Consider the following 24,730-nt stretch of genomic DNA (forward strand, 5'->3'; position numbering starts at 1 on the left):
ACAAAATTAATTTCCTATTTTTACAAGACAAAGTAACTATTTTTAATTCTCAACTATTTGTTTCAAATAGTTGAGAATTTTTGTATCTTTTGAAAAAAATAAATTTAGAATAAATGCAAACTACTCAAAATTCTCTTTTTGAAGAGGAAGAAAAAGACAAACAAATTATAGAAAAAGATAGCGATATTGATGAAAAAGAGGAAACAGACGAAAATGTTATTTATCCTAAAGATCTAAGAGGATTTGAAATAGGAATTCAAGAAGATAAATTTAGTGTCTATGAGCTTTTACGCCAATATCAAAATGGTAGAATTATATTAGATGCCGAATTTCAACGCAATTTAGTTTGGAATAAAAATGATATGAGTCGTTTTTTAGAATCTGTTATTTTAGGGTTACCTATTCCTGCTCTATTTTTTAATCAAACTATTGATAATGAATATATTGTAGTTGATGGAAGACAACGCCTTTCTGCTCTTATTTCATTCTTAGGAACAGCAAAAAAAGATGATGTTTTTGAGCATCTAAATTTTAAATTACGAGGTTTGCAAGGTCTGAAACATTTGAATGGAAAAACATATAAAGATTTAAAGGAGTATGTTGGTTTACAAGCTAGGATTGAAAATAAGGCACTTAATATTTTTGTAATAAAACCCTCTGTAAAATTAGATATTATTTATGATATTTTTGATAGAATAAATACTGGAGGAACAAAGTTAAATAAACAAGAAGTCAGAAACGCACTTTTAGCAGGAAAATCAAATCAATTATTAAGAGATTTAGTTCAAACTGATTATTTTCAAAAAGCTATAAATGAGGGGATTTCAGATAAACGAATGAAAGCACAAGAAACGGTTTTACGTGTTTTGTCTTTTATGATTTTTGATTATGAAACAGAATATAAAGGAAGTATGAGTAATTTTTTGGAAATGGGAATGAGAGAACTCAATAAAACAGATGATAATAGAATAGAAGAACTAAAAAACAGATTTGAAAAAGTAATGCGATTGTCTCATTCTATTTTTGAAGAAAATAATTTTAGTTTACAGTTGAATGAAAAATCTAAAAGAATAAATTTGTCAATAATGGATTCAGTTTGTCATTTTTTAGATACAACAGATGAGTATTTTATCGAAACACATAAAGAAAAAATAAGAAAAAATTATGAAACTCTAGTAAATGATAGTGATTATATAAAAGCTGTAACTTTAGCAACCAGTTCTAGTGAAAAAGTGCAAGAACGTTTTTATCTTGCAAAAACTATTTTATCAAACGTATAGCACACCTTTTTTATGCTTAAAGAAATTCGTCTAAAAAACTTCAAATGTTTCCGTGAAGAAACTATTTTTCCACTTTCTTCCATAAATCTCCTAACAGGAATAAATGGAAGAGGAAAATCTACGCTTTTACAATCTATGCTTTTGATGAAACAAAGTGTAGAACACAATGAATATACAAATAAACTTATTTTGAATGGAAATTGTGTGAATTTGGGAACCTATGAAGATATAAAAAATTATAATTCTGATATATCTCAAAATATAGAATTTTTATTTATTTTTTATAATATTTTTAATATTAAAAGAATTGAAATACCAGTAGTAGTTTCCTCTCATACAAAAATTAATAGAAGTCCAAAATTAGAATTAGGAGATGAAGAGGAAATGCCACATTTAATAGAATTAATAAAAGTTGATAATCCTAGTCTTAATGAAATGACAGAAGAATCAGCAATGGAATTAGCTAAAAATACTCTTGGATTAACAACACAAGAAGAATTAGACGAATTAGATGAAGAAGATATAAAAATTAAATTATTACTTGAAAAAACTAAAAATATATATAACAAAACATTAGCTATTGCTTTTAGCAAGATTCACTATGTTGCTGCTGACCGACTAGGCTCACAAGAATACTACAAAAAAATAAATCTAAATGATTTTATAAGTGTAGATAAAAAAGGCGAAAACTTAGTAACTGTTTTATTTGAGTTAAAAGAAAGTTTAGTTAATGACAGATTGTATTTAGGAGAAGACGCAAAAAATCTAATTACTCAAACTGGAGAATGGCTTAGTCAAGTTTTTGATACAGATGTAAAAATTGAGTTACAGGAAATTTCTTTTATTTTTGAACTGCTTTTTATTCTTAATACACAATCTCACAGACCTAATAATGTAGGTTTCGGCTATTCTTATATTTTGCCAATTATTGTTTCTGGATTGATAGCAAAAGAAGGCGAAATCTTAATTATAGAAAACCCAGAAGCACATTTACATCCAAAAGCACAATCAGAACTGACAAAGTTTTTAGCAAAAGTAGCTTCTTGTGGTGTTCAGATTTTTATAGAAAGTCATAGTGAGCATATTTTGAATGGGTTGAGAGTGGCTATGCTACAAGAAGATATAGAAATAAATAATGAAGATTTGAATATTCTTTATTTTCAAAATGAAGAAGAAAATCCATTTGTAAAATTAGATTTACAATCTAATGGGAAAATCAAAAATTGGGTAGATGGCTTTTTTGACCAACAAGAACAAGATTTAGCTGAAATTTTTAAACTAGGAAGGAAACAAAAATGATTGCTAATTTTTATTTATTCAAAGATTCTTTTCAATATAAAGAAGGTCTGACTACTGATGATTTAGAAGAAAAAATCAAAAAGTTTTCAGTAGACTATGAGTACATACGAGAGTACGAAAATGACAATGTCTTCATTCAAGATTCTGTTTATGATGCTTATATTTTTCCTAATATAACAGTTGTTGATTTAATGTATGATATTAAATACAAACAAAAATTTGATAGAGATACGTTAGAGTTTCTAAGATTAATTGTAGAAAAATCTGCTGACACAGATTTGAGTAACGAAGAAATAATTGACTTACTTCCAACTCATTCTCAAGAGGAAATTTTTGGGGTTTTATGTTTTCAAGAAATTGAGAATATAGAGCAAAAATACCTAGTTTATGATAAAAATGACTGGTTAAGTTTTCATCGATATTTCTTAGCTCTTTATCCTATTGATAATTTGTTTTTTATATCTGAATGTGAAAAATATTTTCCTGCTCTTTGTTTTCATTCCAATAATAAATTGAGTATAAAATCTATTTTAGATGACTTTTCAATAGAAATTATACGGCATTTATCAGAATTAAATGATAAATTCAAAACTATAAGAAGTGAAGATACACATTTACCAAATGCCATAATAGTTTTTTCATCTACTTGTAATATAAATGTCAGTTTAGAAGGAGATGCAAGTCGTAGAAACGATCTGACTTTTGATTTTGAAACAGAAGATGGAAAATTAGAGCCTGTCTATTGTGAACCTCATACAAAAATCAACAGTCATAATAATAAAGGAAATACAAATTATTTTCAACATCGTATTTATTTTCACGAAGGTAAAAATCATATTCAAAAGGGAAATATTTTAATAGGGCATATTGGAGAACATTTATAGAATAATTATCGCTATCTGATTTTACATATTTCTATTCTCATAAAAAACGAACCACAAAATAAATTGTAGTTCGCTTTTTGTATAAAACTCTACTTGCCGTTGTTTGTGTCCCCACAAACGACATTATTTAAAAACCTAAACCAATTCAGGTTTATAAATTTCAGCATAACGGAAGAAGAAATGAGGAATTGTATTTATTCCTTTATAATAATTGAAAAGTCCGTAATGTTCGTTTGGCGAGTGAATGGCATCAGAATCTAAGCCAAATCCCATCAAAATACTATCAATTCCAAGTTCAGATTTGAACATCGCAACAATTGGAATACTTCCACCACCACGCATCGGAATTGGGTCTTTGCCAAACGTTTGTTTATAGGCATAACTTGCAGCTTGATATGCCTGTGAATCGGTTGGTGTCACAACTGGCTCACCTCCATGATGAGGTTTTACGACAACACTAACTGAAGGAGGAGCAATTTTTTCAAAATGCTTCTTGAAAAGTTTAGTTATTGTTGCAGAATCTTGATTAGGAACTAAGCGCATAGAGATTTTTGCATACGCTTTCGAAGCAATAACTGTTTTTGCGCCTTCGCCTGTATAACCTCCCCAAATTCCGTTTACATCTAAAGTTGGACGGATAGAAGCACGCTCTAAAGTAGAATATCCTTTTTCACCTTCTACATCTTTAAGTCCAATAGATTTTTTATATTCTTCTAAAGAAAAAGGAGCTTTTGCCATTTGAGCACGTTCTTCTTTCGAAAGTTCTGCTACATCATCATAAAAATTCTCTACTGTAATTCTGCCTTCTTCATCTTTCAAAGAAGCAATCATATCACAAAGAACATTGATAGGATTTGGAACAGCACCACCATAAAGACCAGAGTGTAAATCACGATTAGGTCCTGTAACTTCTACTTCTACATACGAAAGACCACGCAAACCAACTGTTACAGAAGGAATATCATTGGCAATCATTCCAGTATCAGAAATCAAAATTACATCAGTAGCTAATTTTTCTTTATTATTTGCGACAAAAATTCCTAAATTGTCTGAACCTACTTCTTCTTCACCTTCTATCATAAACTTGACATTACAAGGCAAAGAATCAGTTTTCATCATAGCTTCAAATGCCTTGATGTGCATATACATTTGTCCTTTGTCGTCGCACGCACCACGAGCATAAATTTTCTCATCTCTAACAGTTGGCTCAAAAGGAGGCGTTTCCCAAAGCTCTAATGGGTCTGGTGGCTGAACATCATAATGTCCGTATACCAAAACAGTAGGTAAAGAAGAATCAATCATCTTTTCTCCATAAACAATTGGATAACCTGCTGTCTGACAAAGTTCTACTTTATCAGCTCCTGCTTCTTCTAGTTTTGTTTTTATAAATTCTCCAGCTCTGAAAACGTCTTCTTTGTATTTTTTGTCTGCACTTACAGAAGGGATACGAAGTAAGTCTTTAAGCTCTTCTAAGAAGCGTTCTTTATTTTTTTCTATATAATCGTGTGTATTCATTAATAAGGGTATGTTTATATAAGTTTATTGAATGAGTTTTACTAATATTTTTGATGCAAATTTAGTAAAAATAAAAATTCTTCAACGAAGTTCGAATATACGGCTTTTTCTTCAAAAAAAGAACCTTCATCTATTCAAAAGGTAGGATAGTCTAAAAAACAAATGTTTTTAATTCCTTTGGTTCGTCGTTTGTTCTTTACTCAAAAAATAAAAGACTGTTTGAATAAAAAGTTACAAAAATTTGAAACAGTTTAGCAAAACAATCAAAATCATTCCATTCCAATACTCATTTCATAATGAATTATCTCATTTTTATAGTTAGTGTTATTGTTCTTGTTAAGGGAGCAGACTGGGTTACTGACGGAGCTTCATCAATCGCCAAACGCTTTAATATCTCTGACCTTATTATTGGTCTGACGGTAGTTTCGATTGGTACTTCTGCTCCCGAGCTGGTCGTAAATCTTTTTGCTTCTAGTAGTGGAAGCTCTGAACTTGCAATTGGAAATGTTTTGGGAAGTAATATTTTTAATACATTAGCTATTTTAGGAATTTGTGCCATGATTTCGCCTGTTTTTGTCAAGCGTGCAACTGTTCAGATAGAAATTCCTTTAGGACTTTTGGCAGCTTTGGTATTGGGTGTTTTGGCAAATGATATGCTTATTGATGGTTCTAGTAATTCTATTCTAACTAGAAGTGATGGAATTATTTTGCTCTTTTTCTTTGTGGTTTTTATGTATTATACATTTTTTTCAGCCCAAAAAGATAAAAAATTATCTGTTGAAGAAGCTGAAGACATACAAAAATTACCTTTAGGATTGTCTATATTGATGCTCTTAGGTGGTTTTGCAGGACTTATTGGAGGAGGGAAATTTATGGTAGATGCAGCTATCGAAATTGCACAATCTTGGGGAGTAAGTGAAGGAATTATCGGACTTACCGTGGTGGCAGCAGGAACTTCTTTTCCCGAACTAGTCGTGTCAATCATGGCTGCACGAAAAGGGAGTGCAGATATGGCAATTGGTAATGTAGTAGGTTCAAATGTCTTTAATATTTTCTTTGTTTTGGGTATTAGTGCGACTGTTAGACCTATTCCATTTAATCCCAATACAAGCAATTTAGATGTTGTAGTTACAGCTTTAGGTTGTTTGATGGTTGTCGCTTTTGTTTTTATGGGAGAAGGGCGAAAAATAAGCAGAGGTGAAGGTTCAATTCTTACACTTGGTTATGTAGTCTATATTGCTTATTTAATTTATCAACAAATTGGATTAGCATAACTTCGAACTACGCCAAAAAGGTTTTTTTTAGATAAGAGTTTCGCAAAAACAAAATTTTAGTTAGAGAATAAAATTTTGTTTTAGCCATTCAACAAGGGTTTAATCCTGTTTATGCTTAATATTCCACCTTATCAAATAGAGGTAAATTTTTATCCTTTTCAGAAAGAATAATTTTATCCAAATCCATTTGCCATTCTATTCCTATTTTTGGGTCATTATAATACATTCCTGTATCTGCTTGTGGCTCGTAAAAAGCATCACATTTATAAAAAAACTCAGCATAATCACTCAAAACCAAAAAACCGTGTGCAAATCCTTTTGGTATGAAAAGCTGTTTTTTGTTTGTTCCAGAAAGATTTATACTTAAGCTTTTGCCATAAGTAGCTGATTCTTTTCTCAAATCAACAATTACATCTTGTACCTCTCCAACAATTACTCTAACTAACTTAGACTGTCCGAAAGGAGATTTTTGAAAATGTAATCCTCTCATAACTCCCTTTGTAGAACCAGATTGATTATCTTGCACAAAAGTAGGTTTTAGACCTGTGTGTTTCTCAAAATTATTAAGATTAAAACTCTCAAAAAAATAACCTCTATGGTCTTCAAAAAGGAGTGGTTCGAAAATCCAAACACCTTCAAAATCTGTTTTGTTATACATATAAATTAATTATGAATTAAACGAAGTAATACAAAATAACGTATTAATTTTATGAATTGCATAATTTTATCACTACTCTTTTCAAATTTTATAAAAAATGACCACACAAAAAACAATTTTATATCAGATTTCTTCTCGTGCTTGGGAACATCCAGCCGATCGTGCAGCCCTAAATTCACTCAAAAAAGTACCTGGGTTGGATAAACTTCTCAGTATGCTTTTCGGAGCAACTTCTGAGCGTTCGCTTCGTCTTATGTATTTGGCTTCTGCTGTTAGAGTTTCTGATAAACAGTTTGCAAGAGTCAAAGTACTGTTTGATGAGGTTTGTAAAACATTTGATATAGAAAAAAAACCAGAAGTCTATGTTTATCAAAGTGAAGCGTTGAATGCTTTTGCTGTGGGAATGGACAGTCCTTTTATCGTTTTGAATTCTGCGTTAATAGAACACTTTGATGATGAGGAACTAACAGAAGTTTTGGGACACGAATTAGGTCATATTATGAGTGGACATATGTTGTATCGTACTCTTTTTATACTTCTTCAACAAATGTCTAGGTCTGTTATAAAACTTCCTATTCCTGATTGGATTTTCTCAGGTGTCTATTATGCACTACAAGAATGGAGTAGAAAAAGCGAGCTTAGTGCAGATAGAGCAGGTCTTTTGGCTACTCAAAATCCTGATGCTTCATTGCGTGTGTCGATGAAATTGGCAGGAGGAGATTTTGAACAAATGGATGTTGCAGCCTTTTTAGAGCAAGCTGAAGAATATCATAAGATGGATAATGTGGGAGATAATATTTTTAAGTTTTTTAATATAATTGGACAATCTCATCCTTTTGCATCTACTCGTGCTTTAGAAATTGTAAACTGGGTGCGTTCGGGAGATTATGATGCAACTTTACAAGGAAATTACCCAAGAAGAACAGATGCTGAAAAAAATGCGTCTGTTTGGGAAGATGTAAAAGAAGCTTCACAAGGTTATGCAAGTGATTTTAAGGAAGCAACACAATCGACTAGAAATACAGCACAATCTACACAGTTTAATGAACAGTTTAGGCAAACAGCTCAAAATGTATCTGAAAAAATGGATGAGACTACCAAAAAAGCAAAAGATTTTTTTGATGATTTTTTCAAGCCAAAAAATTATTAATCTATTAAAGGTTATCACGGTTAGTTTAGTAACATTGATTTTTCCGTAGCGACAGGTTTGCAAACCTGTCACTACGGAAAAATAAGACTGTTTTGCTTTTCTATAACTTGCTAATTATTAGACCTGTAAATAACTGTGATAACGTTTATTATGAATTACAAACAAAAGTAGAAGTTTTCTAAACTATTGATAGCACTTCACTAAGAGCTATCAATAGTTTAAAATAAAAAATATATGACTTAAAATTAAATTTAGTGTAAGTTTTGGTTAGCTTGAACAACTTACTTGACTGAACTGTTAAATCACTCTATTTGAATAATTAATTTTACTCTTATATTTTTAATTCATACTTCTAACTTTGTATTATCATATGTCTAATAAAAAACTTTTTATAATCATTGGTGCTGTTGTTTTGCTTGTTATCTTAGGTGTTGCAGGAAAAAAGCTAGGCTGGTTTGGTGCAAAAGATGGAATTGAAGTAGAGTTTGCTCCTGTTAAGCGTATTCAGATTGTAGAAAGAGTTAGCGCATCAGGCAAAATTTATCCAGAAGTAGAAGTCAAATTATCGCCAGATGTATCAGGGGAAATCACAGAATTATTAGTAAAAGAAGGAGATTCTGTAAAAGAAGGACAATTACTTTTGAAAATACGTCCTGATACGTATCAAACAGCTGTGGATAGAACACGTGCTTCTTTAGGGTCACAAGGGGCAAATATCGAACAAGCCAATGCCAGATTACAACAAGCTAAAGCACAATATTTTAGAGCCAAAGCAGATTTTGGAAGACAACAAAAACTTTATGATGATAAAATTATTTCTTTACAAGATTTTCAAGCTGCTGAATCTACCTTTAAAGTAGCAGAAGCAGAATTGCAAGCTGCCGAAAAAACAGTAGAAAGCGCACGTTATTCTCTTCAAAGTGCTAGGGCAACATTAGAAGAAGCCCAAGCAAATTTATCTCTAACTAATATTTTTGCTCCTCAAAGTGGAATTATTTCTTCACTCAATGTAGAACAAGGTGAACGTGTAGTAGGAACTGTACAAATGACAGGAACAGAGCTTTTACGCATTGCAGAATTTAAAAATATGGAAGTGAGAGTTAATGTCAATGAAAATGATATTATAAGAATTGAAATGAATGATACAGCCTATGTTGAAGTGGATGCTTATCCAGACCAAAAATTTATAGGAATCGTTACTTCAATTGCAAAGAGTGCAAATAATTTACAGACTGTTACAGCTGATGCTGTTACAGAGTTTGAAGTCAAGATACGAATGAGTAGAGAGTCATACAAAGAATTATTAGTAAAAAGAAAGTTTCCTTTTCTCCCAGGTATGACGGCAAGTGTTGAAGTTATTACTAATCGCAAAAATGGTGCATTGGCTGTTCCATTGGCTGCCGTTACAGTTAGAAATGAAAATCAAAATAATGAAAAAGAGGAAGATTCTCCAAGAGGAAAACCTAAAAAAGAAACTACTCAAAATGCAAAAGTAGAAGAAGATAAAATGAAAGAAGTGATTTTTGTGAGAGATGGCGACAATAAAGTCAAGATGATACAAGTAAAAACTGGAATAAGTGATTTTGACAATATAGAAATTTTGAGTGGAGTGGAAGAAGGACAAGAAGTAGTAGTTGCGCCTTACAATGCAATTTCAAAAACTTTAGAAGATGAAAGTAATGTCAAAATTGCAAAAGACAAAAAAGCGAAGTAACTTGTAGGTTATTAATGTGAAACTTGCTTAGTAATTTATATCGCAAGTTTTGTGTTAAATTAAAATTTATTACTGCTTGATACCAAATAGCCTATTTTTTTACTTCATAATGCAATTATGACTTTAGCTAACATTAATTTTTATAGAAATATTCAGATAGAAAAATTTAAGGAACTCGCAGGAGTTACAGGTTTTGATACAGGAGTAGATATTGACCAAATTTATCCTCAAATAAAAGATGCAAAAGCAATTGCAGAACTAGGAGTAGGATATGGAAGAGCCGTCCAACAGCTTTTAGAACGTGGTTTTGAAGGTAAAATCTATGGGGTCGAAAGAGTAGAGTCTTTTGTAACTTATATGGAAAAAGAGCATAAAAATGAAAAATTGTTTATGCTTCATCAAGACATAGAAGAGTTAGAGCTACCTGAGAAAGTAGATGCTGTTTTGTGGCTTTGGTCTGGAATATTGGAGCAAAACCTTGAACAACAACGAGATTCTATCTGTAAAATTAGAAAATACCTCAAAACAGGAGGTAAACTATTTATTGAAGCTCCTCAAGACAAAATTAAGTTTGTTGGAATGAAAATCAATAAACATTATATCCGTGTAGAAATGGATTGGGGAACACTTGATGCCTATATGCCTTATGAGGAAGATATGCACCTCATAAAAGAATCATGTCACTACAAATCGTTAGAAATGATTAAATATCAATCTGTTACAGGATTAGATAGAGTATTTTATGTTTTTGAGAATTAAATAATTGATTTTGAAAAAGAAAAACTCTCTAAAAAAATTAGAGAGTTTGGTTCTTCCGATAATTTAGCGAAATTAAAAAAGGGTGTGCGTTAGTTTTAGCTTCGCTGAGGGTTACACCGTTCTCAAAAACTAACGAAACACTTCCTCAAGCAATATTACGCTTCTGAGGAAGCGTTTTTTCAGTTCTGAGGAACTGAACACACAATGTTTCGCTTAATAATTCACCTTTTATAATTCATAACTGATGTTAAGCAGTCAAAAAACGAGACCCCATAACTTTACTTATGGGAAAAACATTTACTACTATTCTGTGCCTGTTTTACCACGATTAAAATCGTGGGTTTCGTTATTTATGCAAGAAATTTGCAGAAATTTTATTGTTATGTAATATCAGTTCGTAATTAATTTTAAGCATCCATATCTACCTTTACATCATCTGTAAGTGGGTGGGCTTGACAAGTCAGAATATAACCTTCAATAATTTCGGCTTCGCTAAGAGCTTCATTGGAGTCCATCGTAACTTTTCCAGACAGACAAAGCCCACGACAAGCCGTACAAAGTCCACTCTGACACGAATAAGGCATATCAATTTCATCATCTAAAGCAGCTTCTAAAATTGTCTTTTTGGCATCGACAGCAATCTCAGTTTCTTCGCCATTCAAAATAACTTTTACTGTTTTTCTTCCATCAGGAACGATTGCTCCATTTTCATCATCAGAATTAACAGGTGCAAAAAAGTTTTCTTTATGAACCGTATCACTAGGTACATTCAATTCTGATAAAGTTTCTTCTATAGTATCCATCATTCCTTCAGGACCACATAAGTAAAAAATTCTATCTTTTATTGTTGGTAATTTTTCTAAAGTTGTTTTAATGAACTCTTTTGTAACTCTACCTTCAAAATGATTTTCTTTAGTTGATAAATCTGTTTTAGGCTGTGTTAAAGAATAAATCAAATTAAATCTATCTCCATGTTTTTGTTTGAGTTTGTTTAATTGATTTTTGAAAATAGTGCTTTCTTCATCTCTACACGTATAAATTAAGGAAACAATACTATTTTGCTCATAACTTAAAGCCACTTTTAGCATCGACATCAATGGCGTAATTCCACTTCCACCCCCAAAAAGAACAATATGACGTTTATTATCTGGATGTGTTCTCAAAACAAAATTACCCATTGGTTCCATAATTTCTAGTTTTTCTCCAGCTTTCAATGTATCATTCAAAAGATTTGAAACTACACCACCCTCTACTCGTTTTACAGTCACGGCAAGCGTACTATCTAAGTGAGGAGCAGAACAAAGCGAGTAAGCACGACGATATTTTTTACCATTGGCATCTTTAACAATTAGTGTCAGAAACTGCCCTGCATAATAAGGAATCTTTCTAAAAAGAGGTTGTTTGAGATGTATAGTAATTGTGTCAGGTGTTTCTTTGACAATTTCTTTTATTTTTAGTGTTTGATAGCGATTAGATGACATAAAACAAATTATATTTATTAGTTGGGTGTAAATTGTATATGAATTGGCTAAGTTTTTCTTTAAGGACAAATAATTAAATTAGTTGTGTTTTTTTTCAAAATAGCTTGTTAGACTATCCAATAATTTCTTAAATTGATGCAAAGTGCAAAGATAGTCATTCAAATAAATTTAAGATAGACTTAAAGGCTAAAAAAAGCAAAAACCGATTTTATATGATAAATGTTGAAATTTTATCTCCTACTACTACTATTACTCCATCTTCTAGTTTTTCTGTGCCTTCTCAAATACAGGCACAAACTCTATTTTCATTTCTCAAATCAGCAAATAGTTGTATTTCTTTTAATGCACTCTATGATTCTATTTTCGAACATCTAAATAAAGTCTTTGAAATAGATTTTAGTATTGTAATTGTATCTTATCAAATTATTTATTCGAAAAAATATTCAAAAAATACGCCTTTTCTGAGTGAAGAAGAAATAAATATGTTAGAAAAAGAAAGCAAACTACAAAAGCTAGTTTTTACAAAAAATGAAAACAATCATTATTTTCTATATATTCCAATTCAAAAGTCTAATCAATTATTGAATATTTTTGTTTGTCTTTCTCAAGATAGTTATCAAAATATAGATAATCAGACTATTAGTTTTTTAGATTGTTTCTATCAAATGATTTTGTCGGCTTTAGTGCGCTTAGACAAACAAGAAAATGATATAAAATTCAAGACCATTTTTGAATCTTTTCAAGATATTTATTTTCAAGCTACTCCAAATGGAATAATAACAAGCATTAGTCCGTCCGTAAAAGCTATATTAGAATATGATCCAAAAGAACTTGTTAATAAAGCGATTCATTCCTTTCTTATTTCAAAAGAGAAACTTGAAAATCTTCTTTTTATATTGAAAGAACGTAAAAAAATAAAAAATTATGAAATACATGTCTTATCAAAATTAGGTCATTCGAAAACGCTACTCTGTAACTTTCAAGTATTAGAAGACAAGACAAATAAAAATATATTGGCAATAGAAGGCATTGCACGAGAAATTAATGAAAGTAAAAAAGTAAGCCAAGAAGTACAAAAAACCAAACAGAATATAGAGCGAATTTTGGAAAGCAAAAAGCAATTTTTAGCTGATATGGGACATGAAATAAGAACTCCCATGAATGGAATTATTGGAATGATTGATTTGCTTCGTACAACTCAGCTCAATGAAGAACAAAATAATTATTTAGATACAATTGAAGCCTCTTCAAATGATTTATTAACTATTTTGAATAATGTATTAGATTTATCAAAGATGGAAGCCAATAAAATGCTTCTAAAACCAGAAGTATTTGAGTTAAAATCAGTATTAGAACAATTTTTATTACTTTTTACAAAGGAAATTAGGCAAAAATCATTACAGCTTTCTGTCAAAGTTACAGATAAAACACCTAGAAAAATTATCGCTGATAAAAGTCGTTTATTGCAAATTTTTGGTTCTTTAATTTCAAATGCTATTAAATATAATGTTCAGAATGGAAAAATTTCTATTTCATTAGATACTCTCAAAGAAGAAGACGGAAAACTACTTTTGAGAGGCGAAGTAAAAGATACGGGAATCGGAATTTCGGAAGAAAATCAAGAGTTTTTATTTGATTCATTTTCCAAACTACAACATCATTATCAAAAAATAGTAAGTGGAACAGGACTAGGACTAACAATAGCCAAACATCTTGCAGAAATAATGGGAGGAACTATGCAAGTTTGGTCGAAGGAAAAAGAAGGGAGTACATTTTATTTCTCTTTTGAAGCACTAAGAAGTACAGAAAATAATAGAGAAGACGAATTGATAAGTGAAAATAATTCTGAAATTCAAAGTGAGTTAGCAAGTCAAAAAACAACTACTCAAATACAATTAGATTGGGAAAATTCATTTATTAATAATCCTTTGATTTTAGTAGTCGATGACAATACAACAAATTTAACAGTAGCCAAAAAAATACTAGAAAAATCGGGTTGTCAGATAATTACGGCAGTAAATGGCAAGGAAGCAATTCATAAAATAAAAAATAATCAATTTGAACTCGTCTATATGGATATTCAGATGCCTGAAATGGATGGTGTAACAGCTACTCGTTTTATAAAAAGGCTCAAAATTTCTGTTCCTCCTATTATTGCCTTAACAGCTTTTACAGTTGCAGACGAAAAAGAACGTTTTATTAGTGCAGGAATGGATGATTATTTGCCCAAGCCTGTAAAAGCAGAAACACTGATTCAAAAAACAAAACAATGGATAGATATTAAGTTTCATAATTTGGATGATGAAAACTCAAAAGAGAATAGAGCAAAAAAGAGTCAAGAATCTATAAATAAAGCTAATCTAGCCAGTCAATCTTCGACAGAATCTTTAAAATATTTACCTATTGTAAATACACAAACAGCCCAACAGCTTCAAAAATGGGGAGGACAGGAACTAGTGGATGAATCCTACGAACTTTTTGAAACTGAAACAACAGGGCTTTTGATTGAGGCAATTATGGCATTTAATAAAAATGATAGACAGACTTTAAAACTTCATGTTCATACCATAAAAGGAAGTGCTGCTACTTTGGGAATTGATAGAATGGCAACTATAGCCACTGAAATTGATGCAATGCTAAAAGATGATATTGACGCAGATGTAGCCGAACAAATGCAAGCCTTCGAACATTCTTTTGAAGAATATAGATTGAATTATCGTATTATTTTGAATTTGTGATTGTATTAAAATTATTTCAGCTAACAGAAATTAAATGGCTATCAATAATGAAATAGATAGTATTCTACTATGAGTGCTTTCACATTTATCTATATTTTCAAAGCCTATTAATTCTACGAATCTTTAAGAAAAATCAGTTGCAAAAAACCTTTACATAAATTTTATTCTTTCAAATCACACTTTTTTCCCTAAATTAGTGTAAAAATAGAATTACGTACAACAGACTTCCTAGTCTGTTCAAAAAACATAAAATTTATATATGAGTACAGTTGATAATAAAGTTATATTTTCGATGGCAGGAGTGAGCAAAACGTATCCTCCTCAGAAACAAGTATTAAAAGATATTTATCTTTCATTTTTTTATGGTGCTAAAATCGGTGTAATTGGTCTGAATGGTGCAGGTAAATCTACCATTCTCAAAATTATCGCAGGTTTGGAAACAGAATATCAAGGCGAAGTTGTTTTTTCACCTGGTTATTCGGTTGGTTATTTGGAACAAGAACCAAAACTTGACCCAACCAAAACAGTAAAAGATATTGTACAAGAAGGCGCACAAGAAACAGTTGATTTACTCAAAGAATTTGAAGATATTAATCTAAAATTTGGTGACCCAGAAATTTTGGACGATCCAGATAAAATGGACAAACTCATCGAAAAACAAGCGAAAGTTCAAGAAAAACTAGATGCTTTAGATGCTTGGAGTTTGGACACAAAATTAGAAAAAGCAATGGATGCACTTCGCACACCTCCAGAAGATGCCATTATTGGTAATCTTTCGGGTGGAGAAAAAAGACGTGTTGCCCTTTGTCGTTTGCTTTTGAAAGAACCTGATGTTTTGCTTTTAGATGAGCCTACCAACCACTTGGATGCAGAATCTGTACACTGGCTTGAGCATCATTTGAGAGAATATAAGGGAACAGTAATTATTGTTACTCACGACCGTTATTTCTTGGATAATGTAACTGAATGGATTTTGGAATTGGATAATGGAAAAGGTATTCCGTGGAAAGCAAACTATTCAGATTGGTTAGACCAAAAGCAGAAAAAAATGTCTGAAAATGAAAAAACTGCTTCTCGTTACCAAAAAGCTCTTCAAAAAGAGTTGGAATGGTCAAGAATGAATTCAAAAGGCAAACAAGCAAAATCTAAAGCTCGTATGTCTTCGTATGACAAAATGATGAGTGAAGACCAATCTCAAAAAGAAGAAAAACTAGAAATTTTTATTCCTGCAAGTGAGCGTTTGGGAGATGTGGTTATTGAAGCAAATGAGGTTTCAAAAGCATTTGGAGATAAATTATTATTTGAAAATCTTAATTTCTCATTACCTAAAGGTGGAATTGTAGGAGTAATTGGACCAAATGGAGCAGGAAAAACAACCCTCTTCAAAATGATTATGGGAACTGAAAATCCTGATGGAGGAACATTCAAAGTCGGAGAAACCGTACAAGTAGGTTACGCAGACCAAGAACACATCCATATAGACAATGAAAAAACAATCTTCGAAACCATCACAGGAGGAAGCGAACTGATGATGTTGGGAGGAAAAGAAACAAATTCTCGTGCCTATGTTAGTCGCTTTAATTTCGGAGGTTCAGACCAACAGAAAAAACTAAAAGAGCTTTCAGGTGGAGAAAGAAATCGTGTACATTTAGCCTTGACATTAAAAGAAGGTGCAAACTTACTTTTACTAGATGAGCCTACCAATGATTTGGATGTAAAAACTCTGCGTGCCTTAGAGGAAGGTTTAGATAATTTTGCAGGTTGTGCCGTTGTTATTTCTCACGATAGATGGTTCTTAGATAGAGTAGCAACACATATCTTGGCCTTTGAAGGCGATTCGCAAGTGCGTTTTTATGAAGGAAACTTTAGCGAGTATATGGAAGACCGTCAGAAAAGATTAGGCGATGAAATTCCTAAGCGTTTGAAATATAAGAAATTAGTTTAAAATAACAACAGGTTATTAACTTTCAACCCTAAGGGTCTTTAGCGACCCTTAGGGTTTTTACGTAAAAAATAAATTTAACATTTTCAAGACTTTTTACGTACTAGGTAATACCAACTACTAAAACTACTTTTCATTAAATTACTTTATGCCTACTCAACTTCCTACCAAAACGGTTTGTCTTAATTGTGATTACGAGGTTAAAACAGAAAATAAATATTGTCCGAATTGTGGACAAGAAAATGCTGATAAACGTATTTCTTTATACCTTTTATTGAAAGATGCTATTGCAACAGCTTTTAATTTTGAGTCAAGAGTATTCAAAACCATTCCTTATTTTCTTTTCTACCCAGGAAAACTAACCAATGAGTTTTTAAATGGAAAACGAGTGCGTTATATGCACCCTTTTAAAATTTATTTGCTTTCTAGTTTGCTTTTTTTCTTTGTCGTTATCAAATTATTTACGCCTGCTATAGAAACGGCTATTAGAAGTATTGATAAAAAAACAGAAGATTTGAATGTAAACCTGACTTTAGATGATTCTACAAGTACAAATAATTCTAAAGAAAAAGGATTTATTGAAGATGTAAGCGAAGGATACTATCATGGAAAATATTTACAAGATAGTCTTGAGCAAGATACTATTTCTGATGAAATGGTAGAAAAAATAAGAATACAACAAAAAAGTATAACAGATTCACTATCTAAAATTATTGCTGACGTAAGTTCAGGAAAAGTAACTAATGTGGCTGTAAATATAGATTCTTTAGAAGATTTGGTACAAGATAGTGCTGCTTTAGCTAAAACTATATACACTTTTAATAAAAAAGCTAATCAAAAAGTAGATGGATTTCGTAGATTTTACCGTATGATTCAAGATAGAAATATGACCCCAGAAGCATTTTTAGACTCCTCTGATATAGTAATGAAAGGTAATAAAAGAGATATGATAAACTTGCAATTTGCTGAACAATTGCTAAAGATTGGCAGAAATGATCCTGCTATATTTTTGGCAAATATTATCAATAATATTGGTACACTTATGTTTTTTACGCTGCCTTTATTAGCATTTTGTTTTATGCCTTTTTATATAAGACGAAAAAAATATTATATAGACCATCTTATTTTTACGCTTCATTTACAAGGGTTTACATTTATAATTCTGACACTTGCAGCATTATTCTTTCATTGGAATTTTTGGATAATTAGCTTGCTTATGTTCTTAGGACTGGTAATTTATGTTTGGCTTGCTTTTAAGAATGTATACAAACAAGGGTTTATCAAAACAACTATTAAAGCATATATTATTTCTATGCTTTATGCAACTATACTTATGTTTATGCTTTCTATTAATTTATTGTATTCTTTCTTTATGTTTTGATTTTATATCAAAACTCGTCTTCAAATTCCATCAAAAAAAGCTCATGCGCCGATTTTAATTCTTGAAGTGATTTTAAAGTTACTTTATCAATTTCTATATTTTGCTCTTGAGCTTTTTGAATTGTTGTTTCACAAACTTCAATCCCTTTTAAATATGTTTGATTTGCCTTTTCATAGTTCTCTAAATTGGTGTATAATTCGGCTGCATGATAATAGGTAGGAATATAATTAGCGTGATTTTGAAGTAAATTTTCATAATAACTTACGGCTTTTTGGGTATCTGTTTTGAGGTATTCGGTTGCAACTGCATATAATAAAAATGTATCGTTGGGTTCTTTTTCTAAGAATTTTAATAGCTGTTCTATGCGTTCCATATTTGTTTATGAATAGTTGTAAAATTATTTTTTTGATTACAAATTTAGTAATTTTGCAATATATATTTTTGACAAAAACTAAAGAAAGTATAATGCAAAGAGAAAAAGATTATTTAAAGAAAAAAATAGACAAACTTGCTGTAGTATTAGCAGAACTTTTAGCTAAAGTAACCAAAACAGATGTTGCTTTCACAAAAGAAGAGTTTGCAGCCGAGTTTGATAAAGTTTTAAACGAAGAATCAAATCTCACTATTGCTATGGTTTTAGAAATGAAAGCTGAGGTTTTTTTACAAGTCTTGAGAGACGAATATGAATTTAATCCAAATCAACTCCATATTTTAGCAGATTTATTATATCAATATTCCTTAAATTTTGAAGAGAATGGAGAAAATTTGAATAGTAAAATAGTTGCTCTCTATGAAAGTTGTATTGATGAGGGAATTGCACTTTCATTAGATAAGTATAAATTGATAGATTTCTTGAAAAATAAAATGTAGCATACTCTTCAGAGTGTGAAAAAAATGATATGAATAAAATAGACATACAAAAAAACACCAAAAAGTGGTTTGAAGAATGGATTTTGAAATTAAATCTTTGCCCTTTTGCTCATTCTGTTTATGCAAAAAAGCAAATTCGTTTTGAGATAGAAGAAAGTGATAGTTTTGAAAAATGCGTACAGAAAGCTGTTTCTGAAATTGAACTTTTACAAGATAATGATAATGAACAAAGTCAAAATTATATAGACACAACACTTTTAGTTTTTCCAAATATTTTTTTTAACCTTTCTGAAAAGATAAATAACGAAGAAAATACGCTGTTCAACGACTTTCTAGACTTTGTTGCTGTATTGGATTTATATTTGGAGCAAAATAACTTAGAAGAAAAATTTCAACTTGTAGCTTTTCATCCCAATTATATTTTTGCAGGGGAAGATATAAATTCAAAAAGTCATTTTACTAATCGCAGTCCTTACCCAATTTTACATATTTTGAGAGAAAAAAGTGTAGAAAATGCAATTAAAAATTATAATCAAGTAGAAGCTATACCTCAAAAAAATATAGAAAAATTAGAAAAAATGAAAGATACTGACTTTGAATGGTTAAAATTTTTTTCTTCATAGTTTTCGAAATCCTTAGGGTGTAAATAAACATTCAACTTATCACTAATAGTTAATCATTAATCACTAAAAATGTACGGTTCTTCCTCCTCTTCTCGTTCGCCTTTCTCTCAGTTAGACTGGATGACAATTTTATTGTTTTTTGGACTTCTAACTTGGGGTTGGATTAGTATTTATGCAGCCATTTACGACGCTGAAAAAACCTATACCATTACTCAATTTTTATTTAAGACCAATGCAGGAAAACAAATCGTTTGGATTGGACTAGCAACAATGTTGGCTTTGGTTTTGATGCTTTTAGATGTTCGGCTTTTCGCTTCTGTTTCCCCCTTTTTTTATATTGGAACAATGGCTTTACTGGTCGGAGTTTTACTTTTTGGAAGAGAAGTAGCAGGGTCAAAGTCGTGGTTTGATTTTGGAGGAATTCGCTTCCAACCTGCCGAACTCGCCAAAGTAGGAACAGCTCTGATGATAGCCTTTTTCTTAGGAAATAAACGGGTTAGTGCCGAAAAATGGAAGTATATCGGTGTTTTGATGGTCATTATTGGCATTCCTGCCGTTCTTACAATTTTGCAAGGAGATACAGGTTCTGCAATGGTTTTTGCTAGTTTTTTTATCGTTTTTTATCGTGAAGGGTTGCCTTCTTTTATTATGGTGGCTGGTCTTTCTGCTATTTTACTTCTGGTGGCTACACTTGTTATGCTCTCCGATTTGTGGGGATTGATGCAGCGAATTATTGTCATTGGAGGAACAGTTTTACTCTGTATTCAGCTCATAGATTTTTTTAGAAGGCGAGCAGAAGACCGTCCAAAATGGTTTGTTTTTGCAATAGAAATTGGCTTAAATGTTATTCTTTTAACTATTCCTTGGTGGCTTCCTGTTCAAGAGTATCAGTCAGAAGATATTGCTCTTATCAAATCTGAATCTTTCAAACAAAATTTGATGTGGCTAAGTGGTGTTTTTGCTGTTTGGTTATTTATTAAAGGAATTTTTTCAATTACAATAGACAAAAAATACAAACCCATTTGGCTTGTTGGTTTTATAGTAATTGCTGCTGTAGCAATTGTAGGAGGATTAGACTTTTTTGTAAAAGATGTTTTGAAAGAATATCAACGCAAAAGATTAGAAGTTTTGGTCGATCCAACACAAGGAAAACAAGATTTTGGATGGCAGGTTTACAACTCAAAAAGTGCTATCAGTTCAGGAGGACTAACAGGAAAAGGATTTTTAGAAGGAACACACACAAAACTAAATTATGTACCTGACCAAAGTACCGATTTTATTTATTGTACCATCGGAGAAGAACAAGGCTGGGTCGGAAGTTTTGGTGTTTTGGTGTTATTTGTTTTGCTGTTTTTTAGGCTCATTCATGTAGCAGAACGGCAAAAATCAAAATTTTCTAGGGTGTATGCATACGGTGTAGTTTCAATTTTATTCTATCATTTTGTAGTAAACATCGGAATGACAATCGGACTTTTTCCTGTAATTGGTATTCCTTTGCCATTCTTTAGTTATGGTGGTTCGTCGCTTTGGGGTTTTACGCTATTACTTTTTATTTTGGTAAAACTAGATATGCACCGTAAAATTGAAGTCAAAATTGATTAAAATAGTGATTAGTTATAAATTATTAGTGATTAATGAAATTCAAAATTAATCACTTATCACTAACCATTAATCACTATGAAATTAAGCATTATTACCGTTGTCCGAAATGCAAAAGAACTTTTCCTTCAAACGCTTGAATCGGTCAAAAATCAAACCTATCAAAACATAGAATATGTAGTTGTTGATGGAAATTCTAGCGACGGAACAAAACAGCTCATTGAAGAAAATCAAGAGTTTATCACAACGTGGATAAGCGAAAAAGATAAAAGCCTTTATGATGCAATGAATAAAGGTTTGAAACTCAGTATAGGCGATTTTGTGTTGTTTTTACACGCAGGAGATACAATCCCAACGCCTCAAACTTTAGAAAATGCGATAAATGATGTTTTGAATAAGGAAACAGACTTTCAAAAAATAGATTTCATTTATGGAAAAGTAAAAATCAAACATTTAGATAATTCTTTTACAGATTATCATAAAATTGCTCCCACAGAAAAACAGTTAGCAAAACTAGGGTACAAAAATTTCTTAGAAGGAATGGTAATTTGTCATCAAGCGATGCTAGTTCGTAGAGAAATTGCGCCTTTGTATGATTTGGATTTTAGATTAGCTGGAGATATAGATTGGTCTATTCGTCTTTTTAAAGAAATAGAAAAACGCAAAAAGAATAAACAGGAAATAAGAGTAAAACAAACAGAAATAGTTATTGCTCACTTTTTGGCAGGAGGAATTTCCACTTCTCAAAAGAAAAAATCACTTCAAGAGCGTTTTGCTATCTTTGAAAAACATATTGGTTTTGTAGGTGCAGTTTGGCAGCATTTCGTTATTTTTGGAAAGCGATTTTTTAAATAAACTTTATTTTATATGCCACAAACCTCAAATAAATTCTCTTCTATTATTGGAATTGTTTTATTGATTGCAGTTATAGGCTTTACTGTTTTTATAAATTTCTTTGTTGATAAATCCATTAATCAACAGAATAATAAAGAGAATAGTGCATTTGAATATATAGTCTTAGAAGAGAGAGATTTGATTTCTCTTTGGAAGCTAAAAGACTTAGATACTAATCCATTGACTATTGATCCAAAGAAACCAATATCACATATAGGTATTAATGAGAGTTTTAAATTTGAGCAGTATGATTCATTAATAAGTAGTGAAATGTTTAAGAAAATACCTGATTCACTAAAACATCTATCAGAAATATTTAATGAAGGTAATCAGCAGAAAGCTATTATAAATTATGGTACATTAAGTTTGAAACATGATTCCAAAGGTAACTACATAGGAACACCTGAAAGTATCAAAATAAAGAATTATGATATTAATTTTATAGATTCTACTCAACTAATGGAAATAGGAAAAATGTTATTAAAGTATCAGATTGATAATATTTCTACTCCTACTTCAGAACAATTTACAAAAATTGATTTGAAAGATGGTAGAAAATTATTCTTAATCAGAAAAGCTATAAAAATACAAGATGATTACTACAGAAACATACTAGGGAATGCAATATATTTGAATGACAGTACAAGAATAATTTATCCATCACACAAATAAAATATGCGACAAAGTCTAAAAAACAAACTCTCTACTTTCATTGGAATCATTTTACTACTCTTTATAATAGGCTGTACTATCTTTGCAAATGTTTTTGGTCTGAAAACAAAAGAGCAAGCCAAAAAAGAATATGATTGGAAAATGAAACTGGCAAAGCAAGAATATACGCCTCTTAAAACAAATGATTTAGTCAAATTTTGGAATCTAGAGAATTTGCAAACAGATTCTATCAAAATTGATTATGATAAAAAAAGAACATTAATTACAATAATCAATTGTGGAATATTAGATTTTAGCCACTCTTATAGTGGAAAATATATAATGACATTTGAAGATTTTTTGGTAAAAGGTTCTGTAAAAAATCATAACAAACTAACCGAGATAGGAAATTTATTTATAAAATATCAGATTCAATCTATCCATACCAAAACACAATTGGGAGATTTTACTCGCATAAATTTCAAAGATGGTAGAAGTGTTTTTTTAGTAAAAAAGAATGCAAAACTTGAAGAGGAATACAAAAGAATTTTAGGAAAGGCACAATCATTAAATGATAGCACAAAGCTACTTTATAGTAATTAAAATCTTATGCCACAAAGACCATCAACAAGCAAAATATCATCTACTGTTGGAATCATTTTACTTCTTTTAGTAATAGGTTTTACTGTTTTTATAAATTTCTTTGTTGAAGAATCGACAGAAGAAATAAAAGAGGTGGAGAATGTAGTTTTTGAGCAAGAAGCAGTATTAGAAGATACTTTAGTAAATTTTAAAGACAGGTATTTTACAGAAGCTGAGTTATCTGATTTGTGGAAACTAGAAAATATACACACAGATTCTATAGTAACAAATGAAATAGAAAACCAAACGTACATGAAAATTTATAAAGAATTAGGATTTACAAAACTTAATCCTTTTAGAGATTCTGCATTAATTGAAATACTAGGCGAGTCTGAAATGCGTGAATTATTTATAGATGTTTCATCAAGATATAAAATTTACAACGGAATAATTTCATTCAAACACGTAGAACAAGATGATGCCAGTTTATCTAATACAGATTCTTCTATTGAATATTTTGAATATTTTTCGATAGAATATACAAAAGCCAGTGATTTTGAACCAGCAATGAGAGAAATTGCTCACTTAATTGTAAAATATCAAATTGAATCTATTACTACATTACCAGAAGCAGGTAATTTTACCAAAATTGAATTCAAAGGTGGAGGAGCTTTATTTTTAGTAAAGGAAAATGCAGAAATAATAGATAATTCTTATAAGAACACAATCAACAAAGCACGTTATTTAAATGATAGTACACAAATAGTCTTACCTTCTGATTATTAAAATGTTATGTCACAAAATCCGACAATAAATAAATTTTCGTCTTTTATTGGAATAGCTCTTTTGCTGTCAATTATTGCTTTTACTGTTTTTATAAATTTCTATGAAAGACAAGTTACAGAAGAATTAGAAGCTATAGAATTTGAAGAAGAAAAAAATCAAGCATTTACACCAAACGAATTATTAGACTTTTGGGAATTGGAAGGAATACGAGCCGATAAAATAGCAGCAAGAACTAAAGAGCAAGATAAAACATATATTGTTATCAGTAAAACAGTACGCTCTTTAGAATCTGATTTGTCAAAAGATAGCCTTTTTGTTTATTATGGTTCGGTTGAGTTTAGCACAATGAATAGTGGCGAGAACAATAAGAATGAAGAACTGGCTTATTTTAAAATAATAGATAAAAATGATACACAACTTGATTTGGTGAATCAAATAAGTAATTTATTTATTGATCATCAAATACATTCTATTTCCGTTCTACCAAAAAGCAATCATTTTACGTGTATTAATTTCAAAGATAGTTCAAAAGTGTTTTTAATAAAGGACAATAAGACAATAGAAAACACTTATTACAAGGAGTTTATAAAAGAAGCCAAGTTTCTAAATGATAGTACAAAATTATATTTGCCTAAAGTAGAATGAAGTTA

General features: G+C 30.7%; 22 protein-coding genes. 18 read left to right on the forward strand and 4 right to left on the reverse strand.

The window, feature by feature from the left end; translation table 11 throughout:
- The first annotated feature begins 113 nt into the window (after positions 1–113).
- From V9L05_RS22225 to V9L05_RS22235, 3 genes are read left to right on the forward strand one after another with little or no spacing between them, the layout of a single operon-like run.
- Positions 114–1,280 (forward strand): DUF262 domain-containing protein, encoded by a 1,167-nt coding sequence (locus V9L05_RS22225; RefSeq protein WP_338815729.1) that lies wholly within the window; start codon positions 114–116, stop codon positions 1,278–1,280.
- 12 nt (positions 1,281–1,292) lie between these two features.
- Positions 1,293–2,579, forward strand: a complete 1,287-nt coding sequence (locus tag V9L05_RS22230; protein WP_338815731.1) for a DUF3696 domain-containing protein — start codon at positions 1,293–1,295, stop codon at positions 2,577–2,579.
- Complete coding sequence (locus V9L05_RS22235; RefSeq protein ID WP_338815733.1) at positions 2,576–3,463, forward strand: hypothetical protein; 888 nt, start codon at positions 2,576–2,578, stop codon at positions 3,461–3,463. The genes V9L05_RS22230 and V9L05_RS22235 overlap by 4 nt, the downstream gene beginning before the upstream one ends.
- A 135-nt stretch (positions 3,464–3,598) precedes the next feature.
- Here V9L05_RS22235 and V9L05_RS22240 read toward each other — a convergent pair whose 3' ends face one another.
- Complete coding sequence (locus V9L05_RS22240) at positions 3,599–4,978, reverse strand: dipeptidase (RefSeq protein WP_338790860.1); 1,380 nt, start codon at positions 4,976–4,978, stop codon at positions 3,599–3,601.
- 296 nt (positions 4,979–5,274) lie between these two features.
- Here V9L05_RS22240 and V9L05_RS22245 point away from each other — a divergent pair, with 296 nt between their 5' ends.
- Positions 5,275–6,252 carry a calcium/sodium antiporter gene (locus tag V9L05_RS22245; protein WP_338790861.1) on the forward strand — a complete coding sequence of 326 codons (978 nt, stop codon included), beginning with the start codon at positions 5,275–5,277 and terminating at the stop codon, positions 6,250–6,252.
- 115 nt (positions 6,253–6,367) lie between these two features.
- Here V9L05_RS22245 and rfbC read toward each other — a convergent pair whose 3' ends face one another.
- Positions 6,368–6,910: a dTDP-4-dehydrorhamnose 3,5-epimerase gene (gene rfbC, locus V9L05_RS22250; RefSeq protein WP_338815734.1), complete on the reverse strand. Its 543-nt coding sequence runs from the start codon at positions 6,908–6,910 to the stop codon at positions 6,368–6,370.
- A gap of 97 nt (positions 6,911–7,007) precedes the next feature.
- On the opposite strand from rfbC, the gene V9L05_RS22255 reads away from it, so the two are divergent.
- The 3 genes from V9L05_RS22255 to V9L05_RS22265 all read left to right on the forward strand — a co-directional run bounded on the left by V9L05_RS22255 (position 7,008) and on the right by V9L05_RS22265 (position 10,533).
- Complete coding sequence (locus V9L05_RS22255; protein WP_338815735.1) at positions 7,008–8,060, forward strand: M48 family metallopeptidase; 1,053 nt, start codon at positions 7,008–7,010, stop codon at positions 8,058–8,060.
- Positions 8,061–8,430: 370 nt separating this feature from the next.
- Positions 8,431–9,774: an efflux RND transporter periplasmic adaptor subunit gene (locus tag V9L05_RS22260; RefSeq protein ID WP_338815736.1), complete on the forward strand. Its 1,344-nt coding sequence runs from the start codon at positions 8,431–8,433 to the stop codon at positions 9,772–9,774.
- A 117-nt stretch (positions 9,775–9,891) separates the two neighbouring features.
- A complete protein-coding gene (locus V9L05_RS22265) occupies positions 9,892–10,533 on the forward strand; it encodes a class I SAM-dependent methyltransferase (protein ID WP_338815737.1) in 642 nt (213 codons plus the stop codon).
- A 407-nt stretch (positions 10,534–10,940) separates the two neighbouring features.
- Here V9L05_RS22265 and V9L05_RS22270 read toward each other — a convergent pair whose 3' ends face one another.
- Positions 10,941–12,014 carry a ferredoxin--NADP reductase gene (locus tag V9L05_RS22270; protein ID WP_338815738.1) on the reverse strand — a complete coding sequence of 358 codons (1,074 nt, stop codon included), beginning with the start codon at positions 12,012–12,014 and terminating at the stop codon, positions 10,941–10,943.
- Between the two features lie 212 nt (positions 12,015–12,226).
- Between V9L05_RS22270 and V9L05_RS22275 the strand changes: the two genes are divergently transcribed.
- From V9L05_RS22275 to V9L05_RS22285, 3 genes are all read left to right on the forward strand, one after another.
- The gene (locus V9L05_RS22275; protein WP_338815739.1) at positions 12,227–14,752 is read left to right on the forward strand and encodes a response regulator; all 2,526 of its coding nucleotides are present in this window, start codon (positions 12,227–12,229) and stop codon (positions 14,750–14,752) included.
- 259 nt (positions 14,753–15,011) lie between these two features.
- Complete coding sequence (gene ettA / locus V9L05_RS22280; protein ID WP_338815740.1) at positions 15,012–16,697, forward strand: energy-dependent translational throttle protein EttA; 1,686 nt, start codon at positions 15,012–15,014, stop codon at positions 16,695–16,697.
- A gap of 145 nt (positions 16,698–16,842) precedes the next feature.
- Positions 16,843–18,075 carry a DUF3667 domain-containing protein gene (locus V9L05_RS22285; RefSeq protein ID WP_338815741.1) on the forward strand — a complete coding sequence of 411 codons (1,233 nt, stop codon included), beginning with the start codon at positions 16,843–16,845 and terminating at the stop codon, positions 18,073–18,075.
- 7 nt (positions 18,076–18,082) lie between these two features.
- Here the strand turns inward: V9L05_RS22285 and V9L05_RS22290 are convergent, their stop codons facing one another.
- Positions 18,083–18,448, reverse strand: coding sequence for a tetratricopeptide repeat protein (locus tag V9L05_RS22290; protein ID WP_338815742.1), 366 nt, complete (start codon positions 18,446–18,448; stop codon positions 18,083–18,085).
- Positions 18,449–18,540: 92 nt separating this feature from the next.
- Here V9L05_RS22290 and V9L05_RS22295 point away from each other — a divergent pair, with 92 nt between their 5' ends.
- The 8 genes from V9L05_RS22295 (at position 18,541) to V9L05_RS22330 (ending at position 24,725) form a co-directional block, all read left to right on the forward strand.
- A complete protein-coding gene (locus V9L05_RS22295) occupies positions 18,541–18,945 on the forward strand; it encodes a hypothetical protein (protein WP_338815743.1) in 405 nt (134 codons plus the stop codon).
- Positions 18,946–18,974: 29 nt separating this feature from the next.
- Entirely contained in the window at positions 18,975–19,568 is a 594-nt protein-coding gene (locus V9L05_RS22300; RefSeq protein WP_338815744.1) for a DUF1415 domain-containing protein, read from the forward strand.
- Positions 19,569–19,637: 69 nt separating this feature from the next.
- Positions 19,638–21,170 carry a rod shape-determining protein RodA gene (gene rodA / locus V9L05_RS22305; RefSeq protein WP_338790874.1) on the forward strand — a complete coding sequence of 511 codons (1,533 nt, stop codon included), beginning with the start codon at positions 19,638–19,640 and terminating at the stop codon, positions 21,168–21,170.
- A 75-nt stretch (positions 21,171–21,245) separates the two neighbouring features.
- On the forward strand, positions 21,246–22,022 hold the full coding sequence (locus tag V9L05_RS22310; protein ID WP_338815745.1) for a glycosyltransferase family 2 protein: 777 nt from the start codon (positions 21,246–21,248) through the stop codon (positions 22,020–22,022).
- A 12-nt stretch (positions 22,023–22,034) separates the two neighbouring features.
- Positions 22,035–22,733 (forward strand): hypothetical protein, encoded by a 699-nt coding sequence (locus tag V9L05_RS22315; RefSeq protein ID WP_338815746.1) that lies wholly within the window; start codon positions 22,035–22,037, stop codon positions 22,731–22,733.
- A 3-nt stretch (positions 22,734–22,736) separates the two neighbouring features.
- Positions 22,737–23,315, forward strand: a complete 579-nt coding sequence (locus V9L05_RS22320) for a hypothetical protein (protein WP_338815747.1) — start codon at positions 22,737–22,739, stop codon at positions 23,313–23,315.
- 6 nt (positions 23,316–23,321) lie between these two features.
- Entirely contained in the window at positions 23,322–24,080 is a 759-nt protein-coding gene (locus tag V9L05_RS22325; RefSeq protein ID WP_338815748.1) for a hypothetical protein, read from the forward strand.
- Positions 24,081–24,086: 6 nt separating this feature from the next.
- The gene (locus V9L05_RS22330; RefSeq protein ID WP_338815749.1) at positions 24,087–24,725 is read left to right on the forward strand and encodes a hypothetical protein; all 639 of its coding nucleotides are present in this window, start codon (positions 24,087–24,089) and stop codon (positions 24,723–24,725) included.
- Positions 24,726–24,730: the final 5 nt, after the last annotated feature.

It is taken from the genome of Bernardetia sp. Wsw4-3y2 (genome assembly GCF_037126295.1).
In the GTDB taxonomy this organism is placed as follows: Bacteria; Bacteroidota; Bacteroidia; order Cytophagales; family Bernardetiaceae; genus Bernardetia.